Source organism: Vibrio chagasii (assembly GCF_002954585.1).
In the GTDB taxonomy this organism is placed as follows: Bacteria; Pseudomonadota; Gammaproteobacteria; order Enterobacterales; family Vibrionaceae; genus Vibrio; species Vibrio chagasii_A.
The window spans coordinates 1,623,875-1,638,457 of the sequence record NZ_MSCI01000001.1 but is presented as its reverse complement, the minus strand read 5'-3'; the positions used below and the strand labels follow the sequence as shown (position 1 = coordinate 1,638,457).

At 43.4% G+C, this 14,583-nt stretch carries 13 protein-coding genes and 2 pseudogenes; 4 read left to right on the top strand and 11 right to left on the bottom strand.

Annotated elements, in window-relative coordinates:
* Positions 1-321 precede the first annotated feature (321 nt).
* From BTO10_RS07550 to BTO10_RS07525, 6 genes are all read right to left on the bottom strand, one after another.
* Positions 322-975, bottom strand: a complete 654-nt coding sequence (locus BTO10_RS07550; RefSeq protein ID WP_080566512.1) for a hypothetical protein — start codon at positions 973-975, stop codon at positions 322-324.
* A gap of 155 nt (positions 976-1,130) precedes the next feature.
* On the bottom strand, positions 1,131-1,604 hold the full coding sequence (locus BTO10_RS07545; protein WP_105024123.1) for a GNAT family N-acetyltransferase: 474 nt from the start codon (positions 1,602-1,604) through the stop codon (positions 1,131-1,133).
* 47 nt (positions 1,605-1,651) lie between these two features.
* Positions 1,652-2,887, bottom strand: a complete 1,236-nt coding sequence (locus tag BTO10_RS07540; protein ID WP_146106818.1) for an MFS transporter — start codon at positions 2,885-2,887, stop codon at positions 1,652-1,654.
* A 40-nt stretch (positions 2,888-2,927) separates the two neighbouring features.
* Entirely contained in the window at positions 2,928-4,433 is a 1,506-nt protein-coding gene (locus BTO10_RS07535) for an RDD family protein (RefSeq protein ID WP_105024122.1), read from the bottom strand.
* Positions 4,434-4,779: 346 nt separating this feature from the next.
* Positions 4,780-5,253, bottom strand: a complete 474-nt coding sequence (locus BTO10_RS07530; RefSeq protein ID WP_105024121.1) for a GrpB family protein — start codon at positions 5,251-5,253, stop codon at positions 4,780-4,782.
* Positions 5,254-5,285: 32 nt separating this feature from the next.
* On the bottom strand, positions 5,286-5,525 hold the full coding sequence (locus tag BTO10_RS07525) for a hypothetical protein (RefSeq protein WP_105024120.1): 240 nt from the start codon (positions 5,523-5,525) through the stop codon (positions 5,286-5,288).
* 339 nt (positions 5,526-5,864) lie between these two features.
* Between BTO10_RS07525 and BTO10_RS07520 the strand changes: the two genes are divergently transcribed.
* Entirely contained in the window at positions 5,865-6,929 is a 1,065-nt protein-coding gene (locus tag BTO10_RS07520) for an acyltransferase family protein (RefSeq protein WP_105024119.1), read from the top strand.
* A 200-nt stretch (positions 6,930-7,129) separates the two neighbouring features.
* Here the strand turns inward: BTO10_RS07520 and BTO10_RS07515 are convergent, their stop codons facing one another.
* From BTO10_RS07515 to puuE, 5 genes and pseudogenes are all read right to left on the bottom strand, one after another.
* Positions 7,130-8,449: a urate hydroxylase PuuD gene (locus BTO10_RS07515; protein WP_105024118.1), complete on the bottom strand. Its 1,320-nt coding sequence runs from the start codon at positions 8,447-8,449 to the stop codon at positions 7,130-7,132.
* 14 nt (positions 8,450-8,463) lie between these two features.
* Positions 8,464-9,023 (bottom strand): annotated as a pseudogene (locus BTO10_RS07510) (ureidoglycolate lyase).
* Positions 9,024-9,037: 14 nt separating this feature from the next.
* Positions 9,038-10,024: an allantoicase gene (gene alc / locus BTO10_RS07505; protein ID WP_105024116.1), complete on the bottom strand. Its 987-nt coding sequence runs from the start codon at positions 10,022-10,024 to the stop codon at positions 9,038-9,040.
* Between the two features lie 123 nt (positions 10,025-10,147).
* Positions 10,148-10,663, bottom strand: coding sequence for a 2-oxo-4-hydroxy-4-carboxy-5-ureidoimidazoline decarboxylase (uraD, locus tag BTO10_RS07500; protein ID WP_061033009.1), 516 nt, complete (start codon positions 10,661-10,663; stop codon positions 10,148-10,150).
* A 23-nt stretch (positions 10,664-10,686) separates the two neighbouring features.
* Positions 10,687-11,607, bottom strand: coding sequence for an allantoinase PuuE (gene puuE, locus BTO10_RS07495; RefSeq protein WP_004737477.1), 921 nt, complete (start codon positions 11,605-11,607; stop codon positions 10,687-10,689).
* A 411-nt stretch (positions 11,608-12,018) separates the two neighbouring features.
* Between puuE and uraH the strand changes: the two genes are divergently transcribed.
* The 3 genes and pseudogenes from uraH to BTO10_RS07480 form a co-directional block, all read left to right on the top strand.
* Entirely contained in the window at positions 12,019-12,372 is a 354-nt protein-coding gene (uraH, locus tag BTO10_RS07490) for a hydroxyisourate hydrolase (protein ID WP_004737476.1), read from the top strand.
* A 244-nt stretch (positions 12,373-12,616) separates the two neighbouring features.
* Entirely contained in the window at positions 12,617-13,960 is a 1,344-nt protein-coding gene (locus BTO10_RS07485; protein WP_105024115.1) for an NCS2 family permease, read from the top strand.
* Between the two features lie 90 nt (positions 13,961-14,050).
* A pseudogene (locus BTO10_RS07480) lies at positions 14,051-14,323 on the top strand (8-oxoguanine deaminase); the annotation flags it as partial.
* Positions 14,324-14,583: the final 260 nt, after the last annotated feature.

Below are 14,583 nucleotides of genomic sequence, written 5' to 3'. Positions count from 1 at the left end.
TGGAACTATCTGAGCAAAAATGAGCTCTTGGACACACTAGATTACCAACAGTTTTTATCATCAGATGGCCCACGTTCATACTATATTTGGCAGCTTACTTTCGATGAGAATAAAATGAAAAGCAATAGGTATAGAATGAAAAATAAAATTGGAACAAGCAATGGACTTGTATGTGTTAGTGATCATTAGGAATTTGGATTTTAAGCATATACTCCAAATTCTGATTAAAATGACACCTTAAACAACGGTATTACTTCCGTAGGAAACATATTAACGAGGGTGATCAGACCCTCGTTTTTTTGGCGCTGTACCTTGCATAAACTAGCTAGATCTATCTAATTTAAGTTCTGCCGTCACCTTAGTAAGGCGCAGAGCTATCGCAAAGCAAACTAAATAAGGGCTCACGTACCAAAAAAGACTTTCTAATGGCTGCTTGACCTGTGCCTCTCTGGTCTTAATATACTGGTTTTTCTGTTTTTCATACTGGATCAGCATCCCACTCACCCAGACTGCATCGCTTTCCACTAACGGTACGCTAGGTGCAGGGACCGTAAAATCAGCCGCATTTGGCAACTGAGTGAAATCCACATCTTTAAACGTCATCGCGGTGTTCAAATACCACAAACACGCTTCATGGTGCTGCCCATGATTGTCTAATGATGGTTGCCCATTGCAGACATCACTTCTTAACTTATCCAAAGAAAACTGCTGCACCGACTCCAAAATCGCCACCGCTCTGGTTTGTTCTGTCTCGACCCAATCACCTGCGACTTTGGCACGAATTTCAGACACAGCACCGAGCATCCCAATACCCGCCAGTAGCGGCCACAAATAGTCCATCCGTTTCCATTTTCGTCGGCTCAAATTGAATCCACACCAAATAGGAAGGTGTAAGAGAAGCGTTAGCCCCAGTGATAGCAAAACGAAATTCAAAGAGCTAGAGAGCATGAGTTCGCTATCGAAGAAGTTCTTCATAATGAGTTACTTGCTGTTAAACAAGGAGTGATTTGATACTAAGAGCGATATGAGAAAAGAGTGTAAGAGGAAAGTAAAAACAGCACCAAGAATGAGAGTTGGTGCTGTTTATTTGAACATATCAGGTATTAGCCGTTTCCCTGAGGAATCAAGCGTTAGCCTTGAAGTAAACGCTTTTCCATCGGGACACAATCGAGGCTAATACCGCTCGGAGAATGATAAGTGGAAAGTTCATCACCAATAAAGCCACACGAACGATAAAACGCTGCTGCATTCAGAGTCGATTCTAGTTTCATTAGAGGCAAGTTGTGTTGATTCGCTAACCCCTCTAAGAAATGCAGCATCATTTTAGCTGCACCTTTACCGTAAAAATCAGGGTCTACGAAAATCGCATCGACCATACCCGTTTGGGTGTTGATCTTGCCGCTACCAATCACTTGGCCATCCACTTGGGAAACGTAAAAGGTTGCTCCCACGTCAGCAATAAATGCCTCAGACATCTCGCCCTGCGTCCATAGTGAAAGCTGTTCTTCCGAGTAATAAGCGGGACACTGGTCAAGAATGGCGCGGCTGCGAATATCAAAAATATCCTTGGCATCAGATCTAGCTGCTTTCCTTATATTAATCATAATTAATCTCCAAAAATTAATAGATAGTGTTTGCTAACTGATAAAAACTAGTCAATAGCTAATGCAGGCGAACGTTGTGCTTTAGCTGACATAAAATAAAAGGCAACCGCACTAGCAAGGGAAATTAAAACCACACTTAGCCAAGTAAAGGTGTAACCATAATCATCAATAAAATAGCCAATGACAACAAAGCTCGGCATAACAAAAAGCATTCTTAATGTAATCAACACTCCTTGAATACGTCCACGATGGCTCGACGGTGAGTTGTTTGCTAGGTATACCCCTTCTTTTGTTAAAAGGAGGACCTCGCCTGCAGAAAGAAATAGCCAAGCAAAGAAGTGAACAGGAATGGTTGGATACAACATCACAAGTATGTAACCAAATGCAAACATCAAACCAGCATAAGCAAGGCTAACCGTCTCAATTTTTTTTGAGGTTAACCTCATTAAAATGGGTGTGATCAGCACGACTAAAACACAAGCGTAAGTCATTAGTTGCCCAAAAATAACAGGGCCTTGCTCTCCGAAAACATGGCTCAAGTACAGTGGGCTAGCCATTGTCATTTGATTCAATGAGTACCATAGTAATCCGCATAAAAAAGTGAATACTAAAAGCCTTGGCCTTGATCGTAGAACGGACCAAACAGAGCCTGAGACCGGCTGTTCAAGCTCGCTATCGTTAGCCGATTCTAATCCAGGTTGCACGCTCACAAACGCAGCAACAATAACAACACAGCAAAGAGCAGCCAACCCGTTACCAAAGAATATCCACTCGGTATGATTCCAAAACAGATAACCAGCCATGATAGGACCAAGGGCTGAACCAAAGTTATACGCTAAATAACTGAGCGAAATAACTGCATCACGATTTTTAGGTGTGGAAAGATCAGCAACTAGAGCATTGCTCGCGGGCAGAGCTAAACCACCAAAGAAATAGGCTGACAGCAACAGCGTAGGCACAATGACAGGATCATCAGCGAAAAAACCACAAACAATCAACAATACTGCAGACGTAAACTCACCAAAAACCATGATTCGTTTATGTCCTAATCTATCCGATAGCCTCCCACCTAAAAAGCTCCCGAAGAGGTATCCTCCCGTTCCCGCCATTGCTAAGGTGCCAGCTACCGTTGCGGAGTAGCCCAACTTGTCAGTAAAAAGTAAGACAAGAAATGGGAGAATGAAGTTACCCATCCCTAAAATCATTCTAGCCAAAGCTAAATAATAAATATTATTTGGTAAGTTCCTGTACATTGCAGTGGCAGAGAATAGCTGATTGATCATAATATCCTTAAAGTAACATCTAGTTTTTGGCGACTGTTTTTTATTCGATGGTGCTGAAATCGAGGCTTCTAGGCACGGCAACACTCACCACCTGAGTGCCTGCAATTAAGTCATGCAAACAGCGTCTGTCTTTACGCAAAGCAAAAAGATAATTTAAGATTGATATGCATGGGCCAATTAAAGGTATATATACAAAAATTGTCATCGGTAAGAATCTCTTACCTAGTATTTTAAATAGCCCCATTTGTTTGCCTTTCATATCGACAATCGCGATTTCCATTATGTTTTTGCCAATAGTCTGTCCTTTTTTATGCAGTAAATACCCATTCAATAAAAGGAACGCAAGCCAACTATAAGTCGTGACTGCTACCAGATCTGAGGTATCAGCAGTCCCTGTTCCAAAGATTTTTTGGAAGTAATCGGTATAGAGATAAATTGGCATGACACTAACAACAGCAATAAGTAGATCAATAAAAACGGCCCAAAAACGTAACCATCGAGATGCAAGTGTGAGGTCACAAATATTTTCAGGTGCCGATGAAAAGTTTTCGAATGATTCTCGCTCATTTGTTTCTAAGTTGCTGGCTGACACACTAACAACTTGAGTGCCTGCGATTAAATCATGTAGGCATCGTCTGTTTTTACGGAAAATAAAAAGAGATTCCATCATAGCTATAAAATTGCCACTAATAGGTACAATTTTGAAGGCAAGCATAGGCACCACTCGTTTACCCAATATCTTATATAACCCTAAAGGTTTACCCTCCATATCAACAATCGCAATATCCATTAGATGTTTTCCAATTGTCTGTCCCTTCTTATGCAATAAGTATCCATGTACTAACAAGAACATCCCCCCTAAATAGACATAGACAGCAGCGAGTCCTCTAAGGTCGACCTCCCCTGTATCGAATATTATTTGAGTATCATCTGTGTACATCAAGATTGGCAGGATGATGACAGTAGTAATTACACCATCAATAAAAAACGCCAAAAAACGAGTCCATCGAGATGCGGGGATAACTTCAATTGTACTTTCAGCGATTTCAGACTTGTCGCTATCTACACTTTTAGACGAAGCATCAACAACTTGAGTACCTGCGATTAAATCATGCAAGCAGCGTTTATCTTTACGAAAAATCCCCAGATAACCTAACATCGGAAGAACTAGACCAATAAAAGGGACATAACCCACGACCATCACAGGAAGAATTCGTTTGCCCACGATGTTTAGCAAACCTATTTGTTTGCCTTCCATATCGACAATCGCAATATCCATCAGATTTTTACCAATTGTTTGTCCCTTCGTATGAAGTAAGTACCCTTGGCATAAAAAGAAAATCACCCAACCATAAACAAATAGGGCAACTTTTTCGGTTAGATCAAGGGTTGTTTCATTGAGGAGAAATTTGTCGTATAGGCTGCTATATAGAAAAGCAGGAATCATGAAAATCGCATACACGTAAGCATCAATAATAAAGGCCCAAAAGCGAGACCATCGAGATGCGATAACTACTGTGGGTGTATTTTCTATGACTTCAGACATGCCCTTTCCTAAGGTAGTGTTGATTATTGATGTAGAGAGTGCGATTTCAGATAACTAAAGCTTCATTTATTGATAAAAAACGTAGAAATAGGTATGAAAAACACCTTGTTTTCAATAAATAAAGCCGCTTTATAAAATCAAATGAAACATATCATGCACAAATATCACAATAGGTATTCAATGCAGTTTATGTGAGTTTCGTTGCATAAAATAAAGATAGAGATGTAATGATAAATTGGAAGGACGCTTACGAAGGTAAAACTTGGAAGTAAGAGGTGGAGACTTAACACGCTGTATAAATGCATTTTTCACTAAGTAGTGATACCAAAAATAAAGACTATCGCGTCTACTCTCGCCCCAACACAGACTCAATAAAAGCTGACTTCTTTTTGCGATATTTGTCTTGTGGCCAACCTTCACAAGACATTTTGAGTGTATTGTATTTTTCGACTAAATCGGCACTTGCCCTCAGCCTGTCTCGAAACGTTAGAAAGCACTCAAACTCAGAACCATTGGCGACCAGTTGCAATGCCACATCATCAGAAGATATGGATTCCAACATACACAATTCTGGTGTTCTTAGCGTATCGAGCTTCTCTTTGAAGCCGAGTGCTGTGAGTCGCTCTGCGGCATCCTCAAGCTCGTTGAGCTCAACACCCACGAAGATATCTAAATCGCCCTTAGATAAAGCTAACGGAATGGATGATGCATCTACATGCTCTACTCTCGCGGTAGGAAGTAGCTTCTTGATATCACGCTCGTATCGTTCAAACATCTCACGGCAAGCCGCTTGGTATTGTTCTGCTGGGTAAAATTGCATGCATCCTCACTATTCAAATTAACACTAGTGCACTAAAGGCTATTAAATACGCCTATTGCTAAAAGAAACAGAACGATACTAATAATACCAATATTAGATACTCGCTCCCGCTCTTTTTCGTCAGGCGTAAACGAAGGAAAACGCCCTAGAGTGAGCACCTTAGATACAACCCACCCCACGCCGAAGCATATGATGTCCATAATGAAGAACTGGAAAAGCATGCGAAAGAACGCACCAACGAACCTAAAGAGTGTGAGTACTATATCTTCCATTTTCTTTCCTAACGAACGTCAATTTTGAATAGAAAATGCCATGGGTATAGGTTCAGATCAAGTCGCTTATACGGAACTATCTACGAAATAGCGATTGAAAGAAGGCTTCATTCGACCTTAGCTTGAGAAAGAGCGGTAAAAAGTTCAATCGGATATGAAGCCTAAAGTATTGTACCCACTTAAATTGACTCGCAATTTGAAAGTAAGAAATTGATTTAAAATATAAGTTCAATATAACAACAAGATAAGCTCAATAATAAATGGCACTCCCTTTGCAAACCATACTGTGATGACCGAAACGCTCTGAGAAAGACAACGAGCCAAAAGGGGAAAAGTCACATGGAGAATAGAATTCCATCTCTAGATGGTTTGCGTGCAGCATCTATATCGCTAGTCTGTTTAGGGCACTTGTGCGGTACGGTTAACTTTCCTCAAATTTTTATGCCACTCAATAGCTTGGGAAACTTCGGCGTAAAAGTATTTTTTGTGATTTCTGGGTTCCTAATAACCACGCTATTGCTCAGTGAACTTAAGCTAACCAATAAGATAAACCTGCCTCAATTCTTCATCCGGCGTATGTTTCGTTTATTCCCTGCTTTCTACTTCTACATTCTTTGTATCGCTATTGCAGAATACGCAGGCATCATCTCTTTACTACCGGGTGACCTATTCCATGCTGTTACCTACACGATGAATTATCACCACGAACGCGAATGGTGGCTCAACCACACTTGGTCACTTGCGGTCGAAGAGCAATTCTACCTTTTGTGGCCACTTTTACTCACTACATTGGAAAGACGACATACAAAGTCATTGCTCATATTAGCCGTTTTATTTATCCCCTGTATCCGCTACTGGATGTGGTTTGAAGCCGGCAGTTCCCCCTCTGCGATGACCCGAGAATTTCAGGCAATTGCAGATGCACTAGCCATGGGCTGTATTATTGCCTACATGAAAGAGGCAGGGTTCACACTCCCTAATTATTTTGGTTCTAGATTGTTTATAGTCGTGCCTGTGGCGATGATTTTAGTTCCCGGCGCACTCTATAAAATGAGCCCAGCTTGGTTCTACGTACTTGGCCAGACATTAATCAACGTTTGTGCTGCACTTATGATTCTTCGCTATAGCCAGTTTAATCGTGGTCTAAGTTACACTATTTTAAATAGTAAACTTGCGGTGTGGTTAGGTGTATTAAGTTACTCGCTGTATCTGTGGCAAGAACCTTTCTTAAATTCTTGGACTCGTGAATGGTATGCCACCTGGCCTATTAATATTGTTCTCGTATTTATATGTGCGCTCATTTCATACTTCTTAATTGAGCGACCTGGACTTAAATTAAGGAAGAAACTCGCAGCAAGACGTAAGAAGGTGGGGACGATAAACGGACGTAAATCCAAGGTGTAAGATCTAATCCCCTTAGTAACAACTATAGCTTCTCGAAGCGCCAGTCAGATATCCAAAAACAAAAAGCCCCGGTATAGGAACCGGGGAAACAGGGTGGGATGAGTTTGGCGCGTGCCCGTAAGACCAAACTCTCCCCAAGCCTCACCTAAGAATCATGCTCTTAGGTAAAGGATGCTGAGTACTGTTTTTGAAAAATACGGTTATTGAATCGTGGCGCCTTGTTCTACCCAAGTGCCGATGAGTGCTCGTTCTTCCTCGGTCATTTGAGTCATGTTACCAAGAGGCATCACCTGAGTTGTTACGGTTTGAGCAACAATCCTAGGTGCATTAGCTTTGATCTCTTCTGGCGTATCAAGCATGACACCCGCAGGCGCAGCAGCAAAAGCGGCGTGGCTAGGCGTTGCAGAGTGACACACTGAACAGCGCTCTTGAATGACCTTGTTAATGGTTTCAAAGCTGACACCTGCACTCGCCGTTGGCATGGCATGGTCGGCAGGCACTGCTTGAGAGTCAGCCGCCGTTGAAGCCGTGTTGCTCGAAGCGATCTCTTCAGTCATCGATTCCGTCGTGCTCACAGGAGCTTCTTGTACCACTGGTGCTTGCACTACCGGAGTCATCTGTTTTTTCGCGTAAGGTGAGGTAACAAACGCGAGAGTAATCATACCCAGTGCCGCTACTGGCACTGTCCATGCGAACTTCTGACTGCCATGACGTGTATTGAAGTAGTGACGAACCAAGATACTGAAGATTGCTAGGCCAGCAAGGATCAACCAGTTGTATTCCGAACCATAAGTGCTTGGGAAGTGGTTGCTGATCATGATGAACAGCACTGGCAGTGTCATGTAGTTATTGTGACGAGAGCGCAATAGACCTTTCGCAGGCAGTGCTGGATCAGGTTCGCGTTTCTCTTCAATCGCTTTCACCAAATTGCGCTGCGCAGGCATTATGACGCGGAATACGTTACCCACCATGATGGTACCGATAATGGCACCCACGTGGATGTAAGCACCACGACCACTGAACACTTGCGTAAGACCGTATGTTGCACCAACTAAGCCAACAAAAAGTACTAGGCCAAGTAGAACCGGCGTTTTGCCTAGCGGCGAATCACACAGTAGGTCATAGATAAACCAACCTGCGATAAGAGAGCCAATACCAATTGCGATTGCCGTTGTTGAATCAAGGCCAGAGCCCGGTGCAATCAGATAGATTTCTGCGTTGAGGTAGTAAACTACACCCAGTAGACACACACCTGTGATCCACGTGAAGTAGGCTTCCCACTTGAACCAGTGAAGGTGCTCTGGCATTTCTGGTGGCGCGAGTTTGTACTTCTCTAGGTGATAAATACCACCTCCGTGAATCGCCCACAAGTCGCCTGAAAGGCCAGTTTTAGGGTTAACTCGGTTAAGGTTGTTCTCTAACCAAACAAAGTAAAATGATGCGCCTATCCACGCAACACCAACAATCATGTGAATCCAGCGAATCGCTAAATTCAACCACTCTATAATATGCGGATCCATAATAAACTCCTGTATCACAACGCTTTAGCTAAGCGTGCTCTTCCTTGTTGTCTTCCGTTGGCATATCTTCCAAATGCAATGCCACTAGGTCGTTCTCAAAATAAAGTTCATCACAGTTATGTCCTTCTCCGCCTCTATCGACAATCAAGAACTGGTCTTGATCCGTGAGTGCAAGAACCGGGTGATGCCACACCCCTTTGTGATAGTTCACTCCTTGACGGCCGTTGCTTAAGAAAGCTCGGCAATTGGCTAACGATGGGTTACCGCCTTTTGGGGCAACAACAATTAAATAGGGTTGACCAAGTAATGGAATGAATGCCTGAGAACCAAGTGGATGACGCTCTAGCATTTTGATGGTCAGTGGGTAGCTCAACGGCGTAGCTTGGAAGATGCTGATGATCGCTTCTCCGCCTTGGTCTTGCACATCCGTTGTCGCTAGCTTGTGGTAGCGACGTGTTGATCCACTGTTGATCATGAAGAAATCACTATTATCGGACTCGATAACATCACCAAACTCAGCAAAAGCTAGCTTAGTTAACGGTTCGATAGTTAAACGACGTATTCCATTACTCATACTGATTTCCTTACCTATTTCGCTTTCGTACCAAATAGACGCAAACGGCTAATACCACCATCTGGGAATATATTTGCACGTACGTGGGTAATCGCACCAAGGTCGTTTACCTCAGAAATGAATTCGTGAATCTCATGCGCTTGCAGCTTTTGAGCAGGCAGCAGTTCACGCCAGAATAGGCTTTGTGTTTCCACTTGATCGTCGGTACCACCTTTCACGTAAGCCGCTTGAATTGAGCAGCTGTCTGGGTAGTTACCTTTAAAGTACGCCGTATCAACGATGATACGTTCGATATTACCTGGATGGCCTAATGCCACGATAACCCAGTCATTACCCGGCGTACGACGACGCGCTGTTTCCCAGCCATCACCCATGTTTTCACCGCGGCCTGGGCCTAAGATATTGGCTTTATTACCGTAGTGTTCATCACTACATGCCAGTGCTCGACCACCATGCTCAACGGCTGCTAGATCTACCTGTTGATGTGAGTCTATTGCGTCCCAATCAACACTTGGTTGGCCGTAAACACGTAGGCGTGCAACACCACCGTCTGGATAGATGTTCAGACGCAGGTGCGTAAATACTTGGTCGCTTTCAATCTCTTCAAAATGGTGGTGGTCACCTTGTAGTGCCATTGAAGGCAGAATTTCTTGCCACTCTGTTGAATCGGTTGGCTCACCCTGTGGTGAATAACATGCGTCGATTGATGCCGAAGGTGGGAAGTTACCTGTGAAGAATGAGGTATCAATATCAACGCCAGCGATAGTGCCAGCTAAGCCAAGGCGTACCACACAGTAGTCGTAACCTTCGCCACGTTTACGTCGGCTTTCCCAGCCGTCCATCCACTTGCCGTTATCGTCGTATAAGTCGTCTTTCCACTCTGGTTCTGCATGGCTGAGTAGACGGCTTTTATCTGCGAAAAAGTCGTCTGTTGCGAAGATAGCTTCTGCGCCGAGTTTTTCGTCTGCAAGGTTGATGTACTGTTCAAATTTATGGGTCATTTCCGTGTAATCCTATGAAATTAATCAAGTAATAATAAAATGAGAACTTAGTGGCTTATTCGCTTATAAAGCTGGCTCTTAGCGCACTAAGACTGGGCTGAGATAGCTGTTAACTCCGTTAACTTACATATCCCAGAGACGAAACATTGCGATCTTGTTGATCTCTTGAATCGCCGTAGCAAACTCAGTTTCACTATCATTTCCTAATCGCATCTCGAACGACTCAAGAATTTGGTAACGATTGGCTCCCTTCACCGCCATGATAAAAGGGAAATTGAAGCGACTTTTGTAGCTGTTGTTATAAGAAGTGAATTTTTCAAATTCTTCGGCGCTGCATTGGTCAATGCCCGCTCCCGCTTGTTCTTTTGTCGACGACTCAGTAAGTTCGCCGTTTACTGCTGCTCTGCCAGCTAAATCCGGGTGAGCGTTGATCAAAGCCAACTGTTTACCTTGGTCGGCATTCAACAAGGTGGATGCCATTTTTAGATGAAGATTCTCAATGTGGTCGTCTTCGGCATTCAAACCTTGGTCATACACCGCCTCAGCAACCCATGGGCTGTGTTCGTAAACATCAGCAAAGTGCGCGACAAAAGTGTCACGGTCCATGGTTGTTGGTTGGCAAGATCGAAATTCAGTCACGTTAAGCCTCCTTGCTGTTCGTTCTAATTTTGTTGTCCGTTGTATGGGTGATGTTTATGCCAGTGGTTGGCAATATCAATTCGACGACATAGCCACACGCTGTCATGTTGTTTTACGTAATCTAAGAAGCGTCTTAATGCAGCAATACGACCGGGACGACCAATAAGACGACAATGCAGCCCTACCGACATCATTTTTGGTGCGGTTTCGCCTTCCATATAAAGGGTGTCAAAAGTGTCTTTTAAATACTGGAAGAACTGCTCACCAGAGTTGAAGCCTTGCGCCGTTGAAAAGCGCATATCGTTAACATCAAGCGTGTAAGGGATCACTAGCTGTGGATGACCGGTTTCAGTGTGCCAATAAGGCAGGTCATCGTCATAGGCATCTGAGTCATAAAGGAAGCCACCTTCTTCTGCAACTAAGCGACGAGTATTCGGCCCTGTACGACCGGTATACCAACCTTGCGGGCGTTGACCCGTCACCTGTTGGATAATCTCAATCGCTTTGGTCATATGGTCACGCTCTTCTGACTCATCAATGTATTGATAGTCTATCCAACGATAACCGTGGCTACAGATTTCGTGACCTGCTTCTACCATGGCTTCAGCTACGTCTGGGTGACGCTCAATAGCCATAGCGACCGCAAATACAGTCAGTGGAATTTCATATTCATCGAACAAGCGAAGAACACGCCACACACCCGCTCGGCTACCATATTCATAGATGGATTCCATGCTGATGTGACGCTCGCCTTTGATCGGCTGTGCTGACGGGATCTCTGAGAGAAAGGCTTCAGACTCGTCGTCTCCATGTAACAAACAACGCTCACCGCCCTCTTCATAATTCAATACAAAAGAAACCGCGACGCGCGCATTACCTGGCCATTGAGGGTTAGGAGGATTAGCTCCGTAACCGATCAAATTTCTTGAATAATCCTTATTCATCCAAGTACTCCTAACATAAGTGGTTGGCTTAGCCGCTCTTCAGCTGCCCCATCGAAATGATTCAGCTAGTGATTTATCCAAAACCGAGCAACCTCACCCCTGTATATTTATTGTATACAATTATTTATCTTGATGTAAAGATTTTGTTGCTTAAGTTAAAGAATCAAACCAAATACGAATAAAAACAACCATTTAACAAAACGCAACACTACTAATAATGAATATTCAACATCTATAAATTTAGACAAAAAGACACATTAGTTAACATTTCTCCAACAATTTGCTTTACTAATTGTGTACAGTTCGTACATAGTTAGTGCTAACAAAGTGACCAATTGCTCTCTTTTGCAAGGTCGAAATGGATACATAAACCACGGAACAGAGGAGCGCCAAAAGCGCTATTAAAGGACTATGGGAAGATTAACAACACACGTTTTAGACACCACTCACGGCTTGCCTGGTGCAGAGATCAAGGTAGAGCTTTATAAGGTCAACGAAGACTCCACTGAAAAGCTGGCGACCGTGCTTACTAATTCAGATGGTCGTACCGATGCACCAATTCTGGCTGGGAATGAATTTCGACCGGGGAAATACCAATTGGTGTTCTACGTAGCTGATTACTACAAAGGCAAAGGTGTGGAGCTCGATGGTGTGCCTTTCTTAGACGACGTAGTGATTCGCTTCGGCTTAGATGATCCTGATGCGCATTACCACGTTCCGCTTTTAGTCTCACCATACAGTTTCTCTACTTATCGGGGCAGTTAATCCCTGAGCCTAGATTATCGATCTAGGCTCAATCACCAAACAATAAACAGATTCATGCGTGCATCTGAAAAGATGCGCGTTCATTAAGCACGCTCATATAAAAATACTAACAACGTTAACAGTTAGAAAATGAGTCGCGAGAAACTCGTTAATAGAGGCTTAGCGCTAGGACAAACCTTAAAACTTCATATTGAAATTTCGCTGTATTCAATAAATGGATCACAACATAAAAGGACTTGCAGACATGAGTGAGAGTAAAACAGAAATACTCAACCAAGATGCGAATAACGGAATTTTAGAGAAATTCTTTAAAATTAAGGCCCACGGAAGCAGTGTGAAAAATGAGTTAGTCGGCGGTATCACTACCTTCGCGACGATGGCTTACATTATCTTCGTTAACCCTCAAATAATGGCCGCTTCAGGTATGGATGCTGGCGCAGTATTCGTTGCAACCTGTATCGGTGCCGCTATCGGTTGTTTATTAATGGGCTTATTTGCGAACTGGCCTGTTGGCCTAGCACCGGGCATGGGTCTGAATGCGTTCTTCTCCTTTACGGTTGTGAGCGAGATGGGCTATAGCTGGGAAGTCGCACTGGGTGCGGTGTTTATCTCCGGTATCTTGTTTGTCGGGATGAGTTTCTACAAGGTCCGTCAATGGATCATCGAGAGTATTCCTGAAAGTTTACGCTACTCGATGACTGCCGGTGTGGGTCTTTTCTTAGGTCTAATTGGTTTGAAAACAGCGGGCATCGTCGTCGAAAACCCTGCGACTTTGGTTTCACTGGGTGATTTCACCAAACCAGAAGCCTTACTTGCAGCTATCGCATTCTTGATTATTGCGGTTCTGAGTGAGCGCAAAGTATTTGGTGCGGTACTTATCGGTATTTTAAGCGTCACGCTTATCGGCATGGGGCTAGGCCTAGTAAAATACAATGGCTTCTTCGCTGCACCGCCGAGCTTAGCACCTACCTTTATGGCAATGGATATTGCAGGCGCTCTGAACGTATCCATGATCAGCGTTATCTTGGCATTCCTTTTTGTAAACATGTTCGATACTGCCGGTACGCTTATGGGCGTGGCTGAGCGTGCAAACCTCACTAACCCAGAAACCGGCAAGATTGAAGGCCTGAGCAAAGCGCTCAAAGCCGATAGTATCTCAAGTGTTGCAGGTGCGTGTGTGGGTTGTCCGCCAGTAACCAGTTACGTAGAAAGTGCTGCTGGTGTTGCTGCAGGTGCTCGTACAGGTCTTTCAGCAATCGTAGTTGGCGCTTTGTTCTTAGCGGCGATTTTCCTATCACCGCTTGCAGGCATGATCCCCGCTTACGCAACGTCTGGCGCTCTTATCTACGTAGCATTCGTAATGATGAGCAGCATGCAACACGTCGATTGGAAAGACTTTACCAACGGTGCTCCAGCTGCGATTACCGCACTGATGATGCCACTCACCTTCTCAATCGCTAATGGTATCGCACTGGGTTTCATCACCTACACCGTACTTAAGCTTGCGACAGGTAAAACGAAAGATGTCTCTATCTCGATGTACTTCCTAGCGGCTATCTTCATCGCCAAGCTAGTGTTCATCGGTTAATCCTATAGTTCCTGAGCAGTCGTTTCTTGATTGTTCACAACGTTGCTTGGCTGGTTCGCACGTCAAGCAACAACATGATTTAATTTATTGATGAGTCTTGGGGAAGATGAAGAGTGATGGCGACCAAGACACAACATTCAAACAGAACAAACCATCATTGATGGCAGCCAATGCTTGATTCGTGATTGCCACCAGCGCAATCAAGGGGCAATGATTCAAATCCCACTCGCGTTTTGTTCGCCATTCTCAGTCACTACCTACCCGATGAGGGAAACTGCCAAGATCAGTGAATGTGAAAACGTCATGATTCACAGCTACTTGTGCGAAACCTTAGACGAAGAAGACTTCCGTATGGAGAAGTTTAATTCTGACTATTAAATACGCCGTCCTATTGATTGTTCTTCCCCTAAATATCCAACCAACCCCCACCCTATAGTCAATATCACAAATTTAATCACTACCAATTTAATTAAAGCTAATTTAAATCTATCTAATTTAACTAAAGCTAAATATCAAACCTCTTATTTATTTGGCACAGATCAAATTTAAAACGCTTGTTCTAATTATATAAACATCAATTCAATCAACAGATTTAGTAATAATCACAACAATTATTATAATTA